Source organism: Shewanella marisflavi, from assembly GCF_002215585.1.
In the GTDB taxonomy this organism is placed as follows: Bacteria; Pseudomonadota; Gammaproteobacteria; order Enterobacterales; family Shewanellaceae; genus Shewanella; species Shewanella marisflavi.
This window is the reverse complement of record NZ_CP022272.1, coordinates 3,967,395-3,985,675: the sequence shown is the minus strand read 5'-3', so window position 1 is coordinate 3,985,675 and position 18,281 is coordinate 3,967,395. Positions and strand designations below refer to the sequence as shown.

Here is an 18,281-nt window from a genome sequence, read left to right as displayed (position 1 = left end):
ATGAACCGTATGTTTTTACGTTATTTTTATGCACTGAGTGCATGTTATCTACTCGCGGGCTGTGCGGCTAACAGTTGGCAAATTCATTCTGAGCCGACGTCAGATGAGGTGGCAGAAATGCTGACCGTCGAGCAACCGGCGACTAAACGTTGGAATATGACTGGCTCCAACTTGCCGCAGTTAACCGTGCCTCAAAATGTGCGTCCCTGCTGTGCATTTGGTGATATGCAGAAGGTTAATCTTGGGTCTGTTCCCATCCCTTTTTTCAGACTGCGTAATGTTGTGGGACTTGAGCATATCGGTCCACATAAGTTTGCAAGCGGTATCTATCATTACACACCTTCCTCGTCATCGGCACTCGGCCATGGTGGCGGTGAAAGCAACGGCATTTTATATTCGGCGAAAGGCGGTTTTATCGACCTGGCGCATGTACGCGATACCGCTGATGACACGATAGGCTTATTTTTCGAAATACTGAGCAATTTAGGAAATGACCATCGTATCGAGCTGCCCGCCGAGCTTGGGCCTAGATATATCGAAATGAAGGCTTTCGATGTGTTGCGACTCAACGATGAGCAAAAATGGCTAGTGGCGGCACACTTGGCTGCACGTCTAGCGTATTTTAAAGCTGAGTCTCACGAGATCGCGCAGTGGCATGGATATGCGAGCTTTTCTGGGTGGCCAGAAACCATTTCGGCATACTCGCTCGAAGATCTCTATTCCAATATGTTGGGCGCCAAGATTACGCTTAATTTAATCAAGCAACATAAAGTCTTAAGTGAAACCGATTACAACCAAAACGCCAGCTTGTGGCTAAATGCGACCTTAAAAGAGCTGGGAATTGTCGAGAAGGCTGAGTCTAAGGCCGTGTTGGCGGCGGTAGATGGGATATGGTGGAACTCGCAGGAGCCGATCCCAAATAAGTATATGGTTTTACAGCGTCACTACGACCTTGGCGATCGTCAGGTTCCCTATCTACTGCCTAAGGCATTGGCGGACCAGTATCCTGACTTGCAGCATCTTGCCGATGCATCACCGACAGTGATCTCCTTACCTGCCAATGTGGAGTCGGTTGAATTAGATGATGTTGCAAAGCTAGTGCTAGAGATAGATGCGAGCTATGCAGAGACCTTTAACCATATTCCCGCGGCAATCTGGTCTACGCGAATTGAACATCCACAGTTTCCTGTGATTGCACAATATGCCAAAGAGCAGGACAGCAAAGACCTGGAGATGCTGAAAACTGATGATACAGAGAACTAATACTGAGAACTTATGATGAGTAATGCTCCAGTTTGGCAACAGATGTACAAAGGACTCATTGTCGCTTTGTTGTGTGTGGGAACATATGGATGCTCGAGTGTAAATCAATATGACGAGCTTACAGCCCAAGAGATTAAGCTGCCTGCTGTGTCGGTTACACCCATTGAAGAGCAAGCCTCTATAGCGCATAAACCTAAGCTGGCAATCGCCTTTGGCGGCGGTGCAGCGCGCGGCTTAGTGCATCTTGGCGTCATTAAGGCGCTTGAAGAAGCGGGAATTAAAGCCGATATCGTCACCGGGACATCTATCGGTTCAATTGCGGCGGCGCTTTACAGTAGTAATGAATACGCCGACATAGAACGTAAAATATTCGAATTCAACGAACACGACATTATCGATATCAATTTTTCGGGTGCAGGTCTGTTAAAAGGCAAGGCGTTGGCTGAGTGGGTCAATAAGCAGACTGGCTATGATGATATTCAAGAGCTGCCCATCACCACAGGTATTGTCGCCACCAACTTAACTCAGCACAAAGCGGTAGTGTTTACAGCTGGTGATATAGGCCAGGCGGTACAAACATCATCGAGCGTGCCCGGCGCCTTTGTACCGATTTATCACCATGGCGATATTCTGGTTGATGGTGGAGTGCTTTCACTGGTTCCCGTATACGCTGCTCGGCAGCTGGGGGCCGATATCGTTATCGGTATCGATGTCTTTTGCAGTATACCGCCTCCACTGGACTACAGTGCAATAGATGCGATGACCAACACCTTTTGGCTTCAAAGCTGTATTATCGCTAAAGATGAACTCCACAGCGCAGATATCGTGTTAGTGCCAACGGCTCCAGACCCTAGCTTAGTTAATTTTGGTGATGAAGAAACACGCAGGGAAGCCCTGCAGGTGGGTTATGAAGCGATGCAAGCGCAATTGCCCGAACTTAAGTTGAAATTGAATCGTTCACATTAATATCAATTTAGTTTCTTCTTTTACTGTTAGCAGTATCACTTCACCTGCAATCGATTGGTGAGAAGATCTCTTTATCCTCTAAAAGAGCAACATTTCATCGCTTGGTTAGCACCTTGAACTGATACTTTATATCGTTCTTGAAAAGTCTTTGTTCATTTATGCGGATTTCACCAATCTGTTGTAATTGTTGATGCAATGTATCTATGAGCGATCTACAATTAGTTGGCATACCAATATTAAGTTATTGATTATGAAAAATGTTTCTCTCACACCATCATTTATTAGTTAACAGGGAGATGTAGACTTTGGCTAACTTTATCTGCTTAATCTATCAGCGTGTTCAATGTGCATTGATGAGTAAAAATGGCATTCGAGCGTTTGCCATAGTCTTGGGTTACTTCGCATTGCCGTATTCAACAGCGACTGCAGAAACCGTTTTCGAACAATATGGCATACCTAACCATTTGCCTAAATATGGCATCAGCTCTCTGACGCAGGGAGATCATATTGTTGAGCATGTTGAGAAGATCACCACAATTGATGGTGAAGCCGCTAAATCCTCTTTCTATTTAGTTCAGACAACCAATGAGAAGGGTGTGATTGATCTGAGAGTAAAATATTTTCCGGATCAACTTTCCCAAGATGAAGACGGCCTTTCCCTAGTCGATGATGGCGATGTAATTGACTCAATAGAATATCTGTCACGAACTGAATATAAGTTACGTCAGTATGCCGATAATTATGATGCTGCTTCTATCGTGGTTAAAGATATTGATGATAGAACGGCAATTGTGAGTTTCAATTACTCAAAATATGCGCTGCCTCAAGATGTTGCTTACTTTCGTTTTATGAAAGTCAATATTCATGTGGTTGATCGTCAACCGCAAAAAATGGTTGTCGTGAATTCAGCGCCATTCGAGTATGGACGCTATAACATCAGTGATTATCATCAAGAGATCATCTTCGACAAACTAAGTGATGGTTCCCTGTACGTCAAAACAAAATCGGTCATTGCCGAGGGTACCTTTAAAGGCAAACCCGCAAAACTGGAAGTGACCACAACACCTGTGGTTTTCTATGATGATGTGACTGGTATCGAAGTGAAGAATGAGGAGCTGTTTAAAGTCGTCTCCGATCCCCGTATTCGAGAGCAAAAAATAGCACTCGATCGAACCTTCCCTTTGATGGCCGATCTCGTTCGAAAGCAGGGTATTGATCTACCGCTTCCCTATGGCATCTCTATAGCGTACCGCAATCAAACGATGGATTTAGGTTTTGATACCTTCAATCTAGGCCTGGGCAAACTTGGCTATCAAAACTTAGATAAAGACTTTGACCCAAGTAAAAGCTTTGCTTCTGTAACGGCAGAGAGTGTTTCGCTTCGTGGTGATGTGTTTATTTTACCCTTTTGGAACGTTTATGCTTTGCTAGGCAAGATCAAGGTGCGGGCAGATATCGATGCGCAGTACACAGCAGCGACGATGAATGAGATCCGTGATCGTCTTAATGGGGATTTTTTGAAACTGGGTGACGCATTGTGTGAGTCCCTGGCCGATGATGGACTCCCCTTGTGTGATGAGACTCGGTTAGGCATTCCTCTGGAGTTGGATTACGATTTAGTGGGTGTAGGTACCACCTTAGCGATTGGCTATCGGGAATTCTTTGCCACATTAAATGCTACCGTTTCTAAGACGCGTTTAGAGGGCCAGAGCTCATGGGGAGACTCCTTATTGGTGGTACAACCTATGATTGGCTACCAGTTGGTAGACTACCGAGCGCAAATTTTGGTAGGTGCGGAATATCAAGGAATCGACTCTCGTCTTAACGGTAACTTAGGTTACGTGGAGGCATTAGAAGGTGATTTTGAATATGATGTGGGTGTAAAAATAAATGAGTGGGCTTATTTGGTTGGCTTCAACAAGCAAATCGGCCGACACTATAACATTACAGCACTGTATAACTTTGGTGAAACCCGTGATGCTGTAACGGTCAGCTTTGGCTATCGCTTCTAAAGGCTATCCTTCTGGATTGTCTTCAAGCAGCGTCAGAGATTATTCTGGCGCTGTTTCATTCAGGCTTATAGATAACCTCTTCGTCAGCGTGTTACTCAACGTCGCATTTAGTCGATTTATCTACTCATAGAGATCGCTGTTTGCAGATCCCTATGAATCAGGTTGATAAATAGAACAATGAGGTGCATTAGTTCAGTACAGTATAACCTCTGCCTACCATGCAGTTACGCATGACATTTTGCGTTTGCTGCTCAAAATTCTGTTCCGCTCGACGTTTTTCTGCCCCATGTTTTAAGGCGCCACCAATAATACCTATCCCTGCGCCAGTTTTTGCACCATTAGAGCCGCTTCCACCAGATATTGCACCGCCAGCCGCGCCGATTGCCGCCCCTTTCGCGGCAGAGCCCAGCAGGTCATGGCCTAAAGACTTTGATTCAGAATGCTCTATTTGCTGACTAAGCTGTTCACATTCATACATATCAGCATGATATTGGTTGGTATCAACATTTTTTGTGTCGACTATGATATTGGCATGAGTGTAGGCAGAGACTGATAGTAGTAGTGTTGCACTCATTAACAAGGTTTTTCTGTTCATAATTGACCTATAGGTTCAAACGTATCCGAATTGTCTAATGTAACCGACCAATTAACATCAACAATATCCGTTTTGCATGATTGGATCCATCAAATATTTTCCTCAATCCTTTTCGGGTCGCGTCTCTTTGATGTTTGTTTGTAGGGTCTGACCCTACAAATGCGATTAATTGTCTCTCTAGTAGTTGTTTAAAATACATCCATTCAAGAATTTTGCGGTGCTCAGTGAACGCTTTGGGCATTTGCTAACTTTAGCCGGGCCTTTGGCTCATCTGTTGTTTTAAATTCACTGCTACAGAGTGGTGAACCTAGTAAGGAGATAATGATGGTTAACACTAAGTCTCTGCCTATGGTGATGTTTTTAGGCCTGTTTCTCGCGGCGTGTAGTTCAACGCACACACTTGAGAATCGAGTGACTAAAGATAATTACCGCGCGGTAACTTTAGCGTCTAACGAAGTCGATGCGGCCTCTGAGCCTTATCGTGTCTGGTCTGATGATGCATCTGATTTTCTATTTAATGCCGAAGATGGTACCACCCCTCTAAAAGTGAGAGGTGAAAGGCTGAATATCCTCGCATTGTCTGGCGGCGGCGCTAAAGGAGCATTTGGTGCGGGCATTATTAATGGCTTGTATGAAAGTGAGCAGCTGGAAGATTACACCATTGTCACTGGGATCAGTGCTGGCTCGCTTATCGCACCCTTTGTGTTTGTGGGCGGCGAAGAGATCCCACGTCTAAAGCAGGTGATGCTTGGCCTCAACGATAAGATGATCTTAGGTAAGCGCAACTTTCTGAACACTCTGATTAAAGATGCCTTTACCAATGGCGAGCAGATGTTTGATTTTATCGAGCAGGTTTATCCCCCTGAGATGATCGAAAAGATTGCTGAGCAGCATAGAGCGGGTCGTCGTTTGTTTATCGGTACCACTCATTTTGATTCTGAAGAGCTGGTGGTGTGGAACCTAGGACGAATTGCAGATAGTCATTTGCCTAACAAGGCGCGTCTGATCCACCAAATTCTAGCTGCAAGCTCATCAATTCCTGGGGTTTTCCCACCTCAGTTTATTGAAGTGGAGCACGATAATCAGCGTCTCGAAGAGTTACACGTCGATGGTGGCATGACGGTGCAGATGTTCTTTGAGGTAGTGAATGTTGACTATCAAAAGCTCAACAAGGCGCTCGGTTTAACCACTAAGCCACAGGTACATGTTATCCGTAATGGCCTGTTGAAAATGCCCTACGAGCCAGTTGAAGACAAGGGTGTTCAGTTGTTGACCAGAAGTCTTACTAGCATGACGATTCAACAGGCGAAAGGCGATCTTTATCGCATGCTTTATTTCAGTGAAATGAGTGGCTTAGAGCTAACGTTTGCCTATGTCGACGATGAGTTCAATCCGCCAAAGGCCACGAAAGATATGTTCGACTTCGAGTACATGAAGTCCTTGTACCAGTATGGGCATGACAAGGCTATCAACAATAAACTCTGGTCGACAGAAGTCCCCTAGGGATGAGTCCTGAGAATGCGTTTCTTAGGTATACAACCCATAAATAATGAACTCCTTAAAGAAGGTATTAATATGAAAAAAGCACTCTTGTCACTGACTTTGGTCGCACTGAGTACCAGCGTTTTTGCTCAGGACGTCGATCGTCTGGAAACCAAACAGCTGGCCCATGATATGGAGCAGCTAGTGACTGTGACGGAAGAGGCCGACCTCTTTGTCACTATAGATGAAGAGGCTAGTTTTGAGTCTGTCAAATATCAGGGGGTCATCACTGAGAAATTCAGTGAAATCTATGTCACGAGGGAGCAGGCCAAAGCGCATAAACTAGAAAAAACTCGCAAGTTTTATGTGTATGGTAAGTATGCGTATGGCGAGAAGGATATCACTAACCTAGAACATAAGATCGTGCAGCGTATCGAGCAGGATAAGCCGCTATTTTTCTCAGTCGATCTTTATCGCGACTACCATGGTGATTCAGGCGAATTTAACTACGTCGCCCGTGTCATAGAATATAAGTAGTCACCATTGTTTTATAAAGCCCGCCTCAGTGCGGGCTTTTTTTTGGCCTAAGTTTGTGGGCATCAGCCTTATGGATTTAACATTATATCTCTGGCGTTATAGCCTTGGTGCGATTAGCGTGCGACCGATAGGCGCTCGTCAGTGAATGCTATTTTGTTGACCAAGTGCTTATAGTGGGCACTTATGAAACTGTGTTAACGCGTTTGCCCCTAGTTCAGCTATGCTCTTCACTCGTTGCCTTGCCTTATCAGCGCTAACCTTTAGTTCTAAATCGTCGCTGAGCGAGCACATCTTTATACTAATTGGTTTAACCCGTGAACTTGCTCTGTTCTCGCTTGCTCTGTTTGAGCTGTATCGTTTTTCATTTCTTCAGCCTTCCATCGTCTGGTCGCAGCGTGTTTCCATCGCTCAGCATGTCAGGCATTTAGCTCTTTAGACCGTTTCTCGATTAATCCATATCCCAATGGCAGACTCGCTTTATTCCCCAGCCTAAAAAACCGGATGTCTCTTTGCCGAGAGGCAATACTCGCGGCCATCAAAGGCCATAGGCACCACCAAAAGGCGATAGACACCAACCAAAAGGCTATACGCACTACCAACCATGCTATGGCGCCTCGTGGACAAGGTGACCAGGCTTTGCCTGGGGTAATGACTTGCAGGTTACAGCCTAGCCTTTACCCGCTTTGCCGTGCCGGACACTTCTTGGGAAGGGGGTCTTTAATTAGAGGCATTACTCATTGGGCGCCTCACTTGGAGGTGGCAGGCCTTGATTGTTACCGACTTGCCTGTTGGCGATCCCGAGTGAGTTGTTTGGCGTTAGCTTACTAGAATTTGCTGTGGGGAATGAGCTAGTTGGCATTAGCTGTTTGAATTAGCCCGTTAGAGCCGTTACTGGCGGTCATAGATTGCACTGCTGTGGTCAGCTTGCTTCTCATCTTGGGTGATGCTGATGGTCATATGCCCAGGCTTATTGAGAGTCATCAACATAGTCATCAACACAGCCATCAACATAGTCATCAACACAGCCATCAACATAGTCATCAACACAGCCATCAACATAGTCATCAACACAGCCATCAACACAGCCATCAACACAGCCATCAACATAGTCGTGGCCAAGCCTGAATTTTAGGTTTCAACCTTGATATAGCATCACAGGAGTGAGGGCCAAAGAACAGGTTAGGTGAGGCATGACAGAGTCACCTGTTTTAGTACGGTGCTATGCATTTTTAGACAATAGTGTGCAAATTGTAGGAGAGGGAACCTGGTTCTCGAATCTCTTTTAGGGATCAGTGTAAGACGTTTGGAAATCAAGGGCATTCACAGCAGAGTGTGGACGACTGGCAGAAAAGCCAGATTATGGATAAGCGAGCGGTTTGAAGAGGCGAGCAGACGGTGTTTAAGGCGCTAAGGTTGGCATTTTCCGGGCAACGACTTGTATTCAGTCGTCACCCGGTACTGCGATTAATGATGTATAGGCTTATAGCTCGAATTCGGTATCGAGCAGCCTGATAAACCAATCAGGCAGCTTGTGCCAGTCACCATAGTTTGGTGAGGCATCGTGAACCTCTTCACCCGAATGCCAACGTATGGTGCCGTCTTCGGCTTGAGATACATGCCAATAGAGCTGTTCCTTCTTGCCCAGCAGATAGTCTGTCAACTTGGCTGCAAAGGCTGGGCTATCGATCACCACGCCAAACTCAATATTAAGAAAGTCTGAGCGTGGGTCGAAATTTGACGAACCTATATAAGAGAGTTTGTCGTCAAATATAAATGTCTTATTGTGATAGTAGGTTGCACCATGATAGAGATGATCATCATTGATGGCGCTATCCTTAAATTCATACAGCTCTACCCCCATCTCCAATAACTGGGGACGATATTGCTCAAAGTAGGCAGGGACGAAAGCTGAGTCGTTCGATGCCGACGAGTTGGTGATGAGAGTCACCGCCGCATTATGTTGAGTCAGACTCTCAATAATTTTGAACTTAGTTTGAGTCGGCAGCAAATAAGGTGTTGAGATAACGGCTTTACTTGCATTGTTTACCGGTTCTTCCATCAGGCGTTCAACCCGAGTTCTAAAATAAGGCTTATTGTCTTTTACTTTCTCTAGCGAGTCGAAGACAGGCGTGACCTTGGCATCAATAAAGCTCATGGCAGGTAGTGAGGTTAGCGAGCTAGCAATCGCCTCAACGACTTGAGTCTCTTCTGCTTGAGCATGTTCCAATGCCTGATTAAATTGGTGGTAGCTGCCAGCTTCTTTGGTCTTAATCAGCATCGTAACTGGGGTCACCAGCTCACTGTTCCACAGTTGTTTGTAGTTAGCCATAAATGGCTGAATAATATCGCCTTTAAAGACTACATCTAAATCGAAAAAGTTAGCGTCCTGGCTGTAACCAAAATAGTCATCACCGATATTGCGCCCGCCCAAGATCATCAACTGACCATCGACATTGAAATATTTTTCATGCAGTCGATTATCCAGCTGGCCCCTGTGGCGTTGAAAGTCGATGCTACGACCTAACCAACCCGCCTTACGAGAATTGAAGTGGTTAAAGATGCGGATCTCCATCTGTTCATGATGGCCCAGTTCAGCCAGCCAAGTTTCATTGAACACTAGTAGATCATCTAAGACGATACGAACCTTTACTCCCCTATCAGCCGCCTGCTTCAACTCGTTGAGTAGCGACAGACCTGAGAGATCCTTGTTCCAGGAAAAATAGGTGATATCGATACTGTGCTGTGCATGGCGAATCGCCTCTATGCGTCGCGCAAGCGCTTCACTTGCCTTAGGGATCAGATACACCTGTGCCTGATGGGGCTGAGACTGCCAATCAGACTCGAATGTGGGCTCCACCTCAGGGAAGGAGCTGGCGCATCCCGTGAGTACCAGGGCGCATAATGACAGCAAAAGTGTGCTTGCTGTGCGGTATAAAGATTTGTTTATCATCGGCTTTCTAGTCCTAATTCGGCTTTTAAGGCTAACTGGCGATTTGCCAGTCAGCCTTAAGGAAGGGGAGTTAAGGCTTACTTGTCGAAATAGCTCATGATTAGACCGAGCTGCTCTAGACCGGTTAGGCGGCCTTTTCTAAGCTCTGGATCTACGCCAACATTTTGTTGGGCATCCCAGTCGGTGATCGTTGAGATCTCACCGTCCTTATTGATGCTGAGCACATTGTCAGTCGCAGTATCATATTGATAGTCGGCGAATAGCTCGTCACTAAACCAGATACGTGACATCTTGTTCATCAGTAGCGTGTCTTTAATACTTGGCTTCACCTGGCTACCGGCCAAGTTGTAAGGCTTATTAAAGATGAACGGCAGCTCTGCACCCGTACATATTTTGCCTAAGCAGCTAGTTGATCTGAACATATCACCTGGGTGAATGGTTTCCCCTTCGTTGTAGACAGTCCAGCTATTGAAGCTTGGCTTATAGTCAAATTGATACAAGCTAGTGGCCACCTGTCCCTTGTCGCTGCTCTGCTTTGCCTTAATGCGAGCCGGGCCGCTGAAGAGTAAGTCGTTAGTCAGCTGACCAAACTGTGCCATGTTTGCCACAGCGCCCGAGAGGTTACTCTCGTTGTTAGGGGCGTAATCGGTTAATGCAAACAACTGGTTAGCCAACTCACCATTGCCCAGGCCAAAGAAGAATTTCACTATGGCCTCGTAGGCGCTGCCTGGCAGGATATCGCCAAGTTCTACCTGCGTGGTAACCTGCTCTGGTGTTAGCTGCATCAAGCGCTGCTCCAGTTGGTCAAGGTTGTCTTGAGAAGCAAGCCAGGTTTGAATGGCCTGCGCCGATGGCTCTGTGCCCTCAGGGGCATTATTCATCTCTTTGATCAACTCAATGATCGTTGGGATCAACGAGGTTAGGCTCGGCAAAAAGCTGGTTGTTGCGCCATCGTTACTGTTAAAGCCAACTACAGTAGGTACTGTATATTCGGTTTGTGCCGGCTGAGTGGTGAGGTGGTGGCCGCTGATTTCAGGCTTCAAGAACCCCTTAGCACGATACTCTACGTAGGGCGCAAATGGCTTCAAATGATGCTGAGGTGTCATTTCGCTGTCTAGCTTACCGGCGAAACATAGGCCGCTGCCAACCAGATCGTCAGTATCAATACAGTCGATGCCAGACCAGGCGCCAACTGTGTGTAACAGTCCAGTAGCTTTGGCTTGAACCTGCATCAGCTGCTCCAGAGTCAGCTCTGCCAACTCGGTATCATTTTGATGCAGCGCTTCGCTATATTGTGCTAGCTTCTGGCTAAATGTTTGTGCCTGACCATAGGATTTGTAATCAAATCCATAGGCGTTACTTTGCATAATGGCGCGTTGAAAGTAGGTGCCTGCAATGTTTTCTTGGGTCTGGCTTTGCTGCAAAATGCCCACAGACATAGCGCCTGCTTCCTGACCGATAAGTGTGACATTATCAGGATCGCCGCCAAATAGGTCGATGTTTTCGTTCACCCATTGCAGTGCTCGCTTCTGATCGCCTAAGCCAAAGTTACCGCCTTCTGGCATTTTGGTACCATCAAGCCAGTAGCTACCTAGAATACCGAGACGATAGTTGATGGTCACAGCAATAAAAGGTTTACCATCGAGTGCGCCTTGGGCAACGACATTGTCAGCCTGAACCAGAGGATCGGCACCTGAGCCGACTTCAAAATCACCACCGTGAATGAAGACATAGACAGGCAGAGCAGCAGATGCAGCGGTATCTTCAGGACGCCAGATGTTGAGGTTTAAGCAATCCTCTGACTGAGCCTGGATGGTGTCGCGGTTTTGCGGACAGGCGTTGCCGAACTCAGTGGCATCCGTCACTGTGTCTAGGGCATTGAGCTGACTGTGTTCAAATCGGACAGCATTGGCATAAGGGATGCCTTTAAAGGCTTCAAGCTCAACCCGTGCAGCTTCGCCTTCGATATCGTCGACGACAACAGATTCTTTCATGGCAGTAAGGCTGTGATCGCCAATCTGTACAGTGATCTGCTGAGGTGGCAGCGGCTCGACAGCTGGCACTTCAGGAACTGGCTGGTTGCCACCTGATTTATCATCATCGCCACCACAAGCGGCTAACGATAGCGAAATAAGTACGGCTAAGGCTGAGCGTGAAAACATTGTCATTTTTGACTCCAAATATCTGCATAGGATGAGCAGAGGCTCATTTGATGGGGCTATAGTAGTACGCTTTATGACCAGGCAATAATCGTGTATGAAGGATTGAACCCTCTCTAAGCTGATTGTGATAAGTACTAGCAGGTGAGAGGTCTACGCGCCCTTGTCATTTGGCAAATCGCTGGTTCTGGTGGATCACGAGCGAAGTAGAGGGTTAGCTTCGCGAGAGTTGCAAAGTGTGGACAATAAATAAAAAACGACTCAACCAAATAGATTGAGTCGTTGATAGTTTGTTGACTGTTTAGAAGCGGTAGCCCAGGTTTAGGGTGAAGGCACTTCTGGTTTCACCTTTGTTGTATAGGGCGGTAAAGTTTAAGTTTTTACCAATCTGCTTGTTAAAACCGATTAAGTAGGCCCACTTATTTATCTCAACACCTACGTTGTAGTTAAACTCCTGGCCGCCAATATCGAAGCCTAAGGTGCCTTCCATATTAGGCTTGAGGCCTTGATATTCGGCGCCGACGAAGACCTGAGCGCGGTAGTCAAGGAACTGATAACCCAGCATAGGTTGAACGGTTAAGATGCCATCGCCCCAATTGTTAGTGCCTTCCAAACGAGTCTTACTATAGCTCGCGGTGACCGAGGCAAAGAACTCTTTATAACCTACCGACAAGGTAGTACCCACGCCGACCAGGTCATATTCAAGATGCAGCGGGACGTTCAACTCACCAGGTGAGCAGATATCTACCCCTTGACTCTCTACTGCGGCACAAGCCAGCTTGCCACCGACGACGCCCAGTTTGTCTTCGAACACATCCTTCATCTTGCCTGTGTAGTGGGCATCCACCACGGCATCAACATTCACCTTGCCGATATAGCCGAACACGTTCCAGAAGGGCAGAATGTTGATGTCAGCTCGTAATGAGTAGCTTTCAGCATTTACTGTACCGATTGAGCTTTCTGGGTCGAAGAACTCATCTAGGTTAACGCCCATGATGTCAAAACTGTTGAAGCCGACATCCATATCCTGGTTGCGGTAGGCTACCGAGACACCGAATGGCAGCGGTACATCTATGCCGCGTTGACGTACGAAGTCACCCAAGATTGGGAATAGTCTGTCCAGATCTACCTTCTCTTCGCGGATGCGGGGATCTGAGACGATTGACAGGAGATCCTGGTCCATGACCATTACACCTAGCACATCATCATAAAAGGCGACAGGCTCGAGTTTTGCCTCGTAGTTAACGGGCTTCTTACCTTTTTGCCCCTTGGCCTTAATGTTTTTCTCCTTCACGATGATCTTGCCATTAGGCAGAGTATCGAAGGCAATTTCCTGTGCATACTCGGTCACACGATAGTCGTCATACTCGAAAGACCGACCGTTGTTAGTGATCTCCATAGTGCTAGCCTTGCCGTCGAGCACAGTTAGTTTGACCTGCATAAAACGGAAGTAGGCAATATCTTGCGGCAAACCATACTTAGAGTAGTTGAAGTGAATTTCAACATGGTCTGGGCCGATCTCATTGACGACTAATGAAGACTTGTCGTAGCTCTCCATGTAGTCTTTTAAGCGATATTCCAGCTTAGTGATCTCTTCAATCTTAGTGATCACATCTTCATCGGCATCGAGCTTGCTTTGGTCATACTTGATGCGCAGATCTATGTTGCCGCGGTTGTCTGTGCTTTGTACTAAAAACACATCTGACTCATGCTTCTCGCCAGCAATTTCAATTGTGCGTTTAACGTGCTCAACTTGCTGGTCGCCATAGCTCAGTGAGCTTAGGCCCAGTTTCAGTAGCTCATCGGTAATGCCGTAACGCTCTAGCACAGATTCTTCTGCACTTTTTACTGCAGCAGGTGCCCCTTGCAGTGCATCGTCACCTGCATAGGCTAAGTTGCCAAAAGATAAGGCTAGCGCCAAAGGAATCGCTTTAAGCATGGCTACTTTACCCGAAGTCATTTTGATAGTGCGAAATTGAAGCTTTTGCATGTAGGTTACCCTTTCCGTTTGCCTAGTCTTTTACTGGCCGAACCCTGAATCTGGATTCACTGTTTATTGTTGAAGCGTTGCGAAACTGCCTGACACCTGATTTGAAGTAGTCACTTGGTTTCGATTTCTTCATTCGATGAGGGTATTTTATGAGCAGGTGTGACAATTAAGTAATCGCCTATGAAGGATGAAACCCTTCAATTGCAGTAGGATGGAGAAAGCGGTGATTGCGTTTGTAATTTATTGTTTTTAAAGTGGTTTTGTTGGTGGTAGGGTTCGTTAAGTGTTAACGGGGAGCGATGTTTTACTCTGTGTAGGGCTTTAAACAGACCCATTGGGAGTTATTTTTTTTGTTAAAAGTGAAAAAATATTTTGGGTTGTCGCCCGAATAAGGCTGCAACCCAAAATAGTCAATAGATTCACAGTGGTCTAAGCCGAGTTGGCGGCGTCCTACAATGGCTCGGCCTTAAATAAGCGAATGTAAAACCGGGCCACAGTCAAGGAAAGCAACATGATGATCAGCATTAGTAGTGGTGTGATGATCTCGTATTTTGGGGTGCCATGTAGCGCATTCATGGTCATGATCAGTAGCATGTTACCGCCCAGGATTCGAATGACAACATGGGATGGCTTATTGAAAACAGTGAAAATCAATAGCGTGTTCAAGCTATAGAAGGCCACAAGCTGCCACAATTCAGTGATGTTGGTTAACACTAAACAATACTCAACCAGAAACAGTGCGCCCCAGGCGAGACATGCCAATTTGGCCTGCCTTACTAGACTTACAGGCATATGCACACTGGCGTTAGCCAAGGCCGCGCCCAGAAGCGGAAAAATGGGACCACCCGGTATGGCAAAGTAGATCCATAGGGCGAAGCAGGTTAACGAGCTGGCGACCGCAGTGATGGCGTTGGTTAAACGCTGTCGCTGCAACCTACGCTTTGCTCCTACTCCAGCGACTGCTCTTGCTTCTGCGGCATCAATCTTGGCATCGACTTTAGCATCAAGCCTGCTATCGCGCTTCGTCCAGTGCTGAATCAACTCGGCGTCTTTTGACTGTTCATTGGTGATGGTCGCATTAAGTAGCCTGAGCTCATGACCAAGTTGGGTGAGGCCATTGTCGAGATCGTTAGGATCCATCTCATGTTGTATCCCTTTAGCGAGCTTCAGTAGGTGCGCCTGTATGCCATCGCAAGCCAAGGCAACGCTCTGCCACTTGGCTTTTTCATAGCGCAACCGGTAGGTGCTGGCCAAAGGAAGTGCCAACAGTTCCATTAGCTTATCGATATGTTGCTGATTGGCAAAGAGATCAGATTTAGCATCTAGTATGTGCTTATCCGTCTTAGCTTCAACCAGAGCTTTTCTGGCTAAGGTAAACTGTTTAGTCACTGTCTTAAGGGTATCGAAAAACAGTGACTCTGTTGTGACAGGCCATATAAAGCGATAGACAGCAGAGTACACCACCACACCTAGCATGGTTTCTTGAATTCTTAAGATCGCGATATCAAATGAGGCGGTACCATTGGTGCCGCCAAGCATGGCGATAATAGCAAAGGCAGTAAATGCCATGGTGAAGGCATAACCGTTGCGCTTATGGCTGCTAAAGAAGACACACACACCTAAAAATAGGTGGAAACATGCGATGAACATCATGCGGTCCTGGCTAAACAGGCTGATCAGCACTAGCGCAAAGAAGATACCTGTGAGGGTACCCACGATGCGCAGCTTGCCCTGCAATATGCCGTGACCGAAGGATTCATTAGCTGAGATCGCAATCACTGTGATGGCGGCCCAATAGGGTTTGTCCCATTGAAAAAATAGCGCCAATGCTATGGTGAGTCCGACAGCGAGTGAGATCTTAATCGCTTCTTTTAATGATGAACTGAGCATGTGAGTCTCACTTTAGTGCTTCAGAATTTTAACCGATGCCGTCATGCCTATTCTTAGTTGCATATCTTCAGGCAGATGATCGAGCTTAATTTTTACTGGAATACGCTGAGCCAGACGTATCCATTGAAAGCTAGGGTTAACATTGGGGAGCAGGGCATTGCCTGTACTGCCGTCAGATTTGGCAATACCATAGCCAATACTCTGAACCTGACCCTTAAGCATTGCATGGTCGCGCATCATCAGGGTGACCTGTGCTTTATCCTGGACATCGACATCCATAAGATCAGTCTCTTTGAAGAAGCCTTCAATCCAAAAACTTGAGGCGTCGATCAAGGCAACCACAGGGTTGTTGGCAATCACTTGAGAGCCGACTCGGTAGTTGAGGTTGGTGATATAACCGTCCGTTGGGGCCGTTACCTTGGTGTACTGCAGGTTTAATCTAGCTTCCTCGACCTGTGCTTTGGCCATCAATAGGTTGGCCTCTGCCGTATCAATGGCATTTTGCAGGTTATTAAGGGTTAATTCTGATTGTGCACCTGGTGTCAGTTTTTCAAGGTTCACCGCGCGATGGGCCTCGTTTTTTGCCTTATCCACTAGTGTGGCCGCCTGTTTCTCATTGGCGATCGCCTTATTCAGGCTGGCCTGGTAAATACTTGGATCGATTTCAAACAAGAGATCACCGCGTTTAACTTGTGAGTTGTCTTCGATCTGCATATTGATGATCTGGCCAGTGACTCTTGGCGTGATTTGAATAATATGGGCACGCACCTGGCCATCTCTGGTCCAAGGGTTTTCAAGGTAAGTCTGATACTGGCTGTATAGGGTCGCAATGGCCGCTATAGCGATTATCGCCGTGATAAAATATTTTCTTAACATCTTGTTACCTAATTAGAAAATTGAAATAAACTGACTAATCACACCAACGAAGATGATGGTGATTGAGAGCTCTGCTATAGCTGGTACTGCAATATACCTGTGCCAGCCAAGTCGGGTTCCGATAGCGGTAACCATGGCCGCGAGAAGGTAAGCCAGTATTCCAACAAGCAATAAGGGGGGGAAATAGACATCACCTAATGCTATTTCATGGGGCATGATGTTCATCTGTATTTAACCTTATGTATGTGAAAATGGCGCATCTCGAGGTTTGATGGCACCGTATTTTTGATAGGGTAGCGATGTTAGTGGTTTGGCAAATAAAGTCACAATCACATATGACGGATCAAACCCATCAAAACAGATAAACAAACACTTACGAATATGCTAGTTTAGGGCTTCAACATATCCTTTCGAATGGCTGGCGAATTAGTGCGGCATGTAAGATTTTTCAGGGAGTGGAATAATGAACTTTAGCTTAGAACAACTGCTTGCTTTTGTTACTGTTTATGATCTTAAGTCTTTCAGTAAGGCAGCCGTCAAGCTAGATAAGCATCGCACGACGATTGGCCAGGTGATCACTAACTTAGAAGATCAGTTGGCTATCACCTTGTTTGAGCGTATTGGCCGCTCTGTTGAGCCTACTCAAGATGCCGATTTACTCTATCACTACGCTAAGCAAGCCATAGAACAAACCCGTACCTTCGATCGCGTCGCGTTAAGTCTGTCTTATGGCACGTTAGAGTCGGTGACCATTGCCTACCCGAGTTTTATTCCCCAGCATGTGCTCACTGTGATACGTCATGCACTAATAGAAGAATTTCCCTATATGAGGGTTAATCTATTGGTGCGTTCGAAAGCCGAAATTAAGAAGGGGATTCAAGACGGGTCTATTCATTTTGGCCTGGTCAACGTGTTCGAAAGTAAGGTGATAAGTAGTATCGATTCGGTGTTAATGCGCAGCATCGCCTTTGTGCCTTTTACCAGCGAAAATAGTGAGCTGGCGCGAATGCCGTCGAATGAAACTTACACCGCAATGAAATCGACCCGCCAATTTGTACTCAAATCTATGCTTGACGATGATATGGAAAGTCGGGTGATCCTCTCCTCTCAGTATGAAGTGGTGGACCAGCAGACACTTATTATCAGAATGGTACAAGAGGGATTGGGCTGGGCATTGCTGCCACGAACCATAGTCCAATCTGAATATTATTCAGACGATATTGTTGAGATTGAGCTCGATCAGCTTAAAGAAGCCGTTCAGGTCCCCGTGTCACTCTGGTGTCAGCATTCAAAGCAGGTGATGATCGTTAAGAAAGTCATTTACAAGAGTATTATGGATTACCTTAAGGTGCTCGATTCACCAAGTTAACAATACATTGGTTGGCCTCTGCAACGTCAGAGGCCTATCCTCATACCTTACTTTTTCTAAAGTAATTCAAATTTTTACCTATTCTTCTAGCATGACTTAAGTCATGTGTCGGCTTTTATGAAGGGTTTCATCCTTCATAGACGATTATCTAAGTTTCATTGTCGCGCATAAAATTCATCTGAAATCGAGGTC

The 18,281-nt window shown here is 46.2% G+C and carries 14 protein-coding genes; 6 read left to right on the top strand and 8 right to left on the bottom strand.

Annotated features, from left to right (window positions below; translation table 11 throughout):
- The first annotated feature begins 9 nt into the window (after positions 1-9).
- The 3 genes from CFF01_RS17550 (at position 10) to CFF01_RS17540 (ending at position 4,241) form a co-directional block, all read left to right on the top strand.
- The gene (locus tag CFF01_RS17550) at positions 10-1,263 is read left to right on the top strand and encodes a DUF4056 domain-containing protein (RefSeq protein WP_198387089.1); all 1,254 of its coding nucleotides are present in this window, start codon (positions 10-12) and stop codon (positions 1,261-1,263) included.
- 12 nt (positions 1,264-1,275) lie between these two features.
- On the top strand, positions 1,276-2,229 hold the full coding sequence (locus CFF01_RS17545; protein ID WP_088905638.1) for a patatin-like phospholipase family protein: 954 nt from the start codon (positions 1,276-1,278) through the stop codon (positions 2,227-2,229).
- A gap of 305 nt (positions 2,230-2,534) precedes the next feature.
- Positions 2,535-4,241, top strand: a complete 1,707-nt coding sequence (locus tag CFF01_RS17540) for a hypothetical protein (protein WP_198387088.1) — start codon at positions 2,535-2,537, stop codon at positions 4,239-4,241.
- 187 nt (positions 4,242-4,428) lie between these two features.
- On the opposite strand, the gene CFF01_RS17535 is transcribed toward CFF01_RS17540, so the two are convergent.
- A complete protein-coding gene (locus CFF01_RS17535; RefSeq protein ID WP_232479471.1) occupies positions 4,429-4,836 on the bottom strand; it encodes a glycine zipper family protein in 408 nt (135 codons plus the stop codon).
- A 321-nt stretch (positions 4,837-5,157) separates the two neighbouring features.
- On the opposite strand from CFF01_RS17535, the gene CFF01_RS17525 reads away from it, so the two are divergent.
- Positions 5,158-6,339 (top strand): patatin-like phospholipase family protein, encoded by a 1,182-nt coding sequence (locus CFF01_RS17525; RefSeq protein ID WP_232479470.1) that lies wholly within the window; start codon positions 5,158-5,160, stop codon positions 6,337-6,339.
- A 72-nt stretch (positions 6,340-6,411) separates the two neighbouring features.
- Positions 6,412-6,855, top strand: a complete 444-nt coding sequence (locus CFF01_RS17520) for a hypothetical protein (protein ID WP_198387081.1) — start codon at positions 6,412-6,414, stop codon at positions 6,853-6,855.
- A gap of 888 nt (positions 6,856-7,743) precedes the next feature.
- Here the strand turns inward: CFF01_RS17520 and CFF01_RS19175 are convergent.
- The 7 genes from CFF01_RS19175 to CFF01_RS17485 form a co-directional block, all read right to left on the bottom strand.
- The gene (locus tag CFF01_RS19175) at positions 7,744-7,944 is read right to left on the bottom strand and encodes a hypothetical protein (protein ID WP_157705018.1); all 201 of its coding nucleotides are present in this window, start codon (positions 7,942-7,944) and stop codon (positions 7,744-7,746) included.
- 391 nt (positions 7,945-8,335) lie between these two features.
- Complete coding sequence (locus CFF01_RS17510; protein WP_088905634.1) at positions 8,336-9,805, bottom strand: phospholipase D family protein; 1,470 nt, start codon at positions 9,803-9,805, stop codon at positions 8,336-8,338.
- 77 nt (positions 9,806-9,882) lie between these two features.
- Positions 9,883-11,973, bottom strand: coding sequence for a carboxylesterase family protein (locus CFF01_RS17505; protein ID WP_088905633.1), 2,091 nt, complete (start codon positions 11,971-11,973; stop codon positions 9,883-9,885).
- A 292-nt stretch (positions 11,974-12,265) separates the two neighbouring features.
- Positions 12,266-13,954 (bottom strand): hypothetical protein, encoded by a 1,689-nt coding sequence (locus tag CFF01_RS17500; RefSeq protein WP_088905632.1) that lies wholly within the window; start codon positions 13,952-13,954, stop codon positions 12,266-12,268.
- A gap of 450 nt (positions 13,955-14,404) precedes the next feature.
- Positions 14,405-15,844, bottom strand: a complete 1,440-nt coding sequence (locus tag CFF01_RS17495; RefSeq protein ID WP_088905631.1) for an FUSC family protein — start codon at positions 15,842-15,844, stop codon at positions 14,405-14,407.
- 12 nt (positions 15,845-15,856) lie between these two features.
- Positions 15,857-16,720: an HlyD family secretion protein gene (locus CFF01_RS17490; protein ID WP_088905630.1), complete on the bottom strand. Its 864-nt coding sequence runs from the start codon at positions 16,718-16,720 to the stop codon at positions 15,857-15,859.
- 12 nt (positions 16,721-16,732) lie between these two features.
- Complete coding sequence (locus tag CFF01_RS17485; protein ID WP_033539287.1) at positions 16,733-16,945, bottom strand: DUF1656 domain-containing protein; 213 nt, start codon at positions 16,943-16,945, stop codon at positions 16,733-16,735.
- 238 nt (positions 16,946-17,183) lie between these two features.
- Here CFF01_RS17485 and CFF01_RS17480 point away from each other — a divergent pair, with 238 nt between their 5' ends.
- Positions 17,184-18,089, top strand: a complete 906-nt coding sequence (locus CFF01_RS17480) for a LysR family transcriptional regulator (protein ID WP_088905629.1) — start codon at positions 17,184-17,186, stop codon at positions 18,087-18,089.
- Positions 18,090-18,281 lie beyond the last annotated feature (192 nt).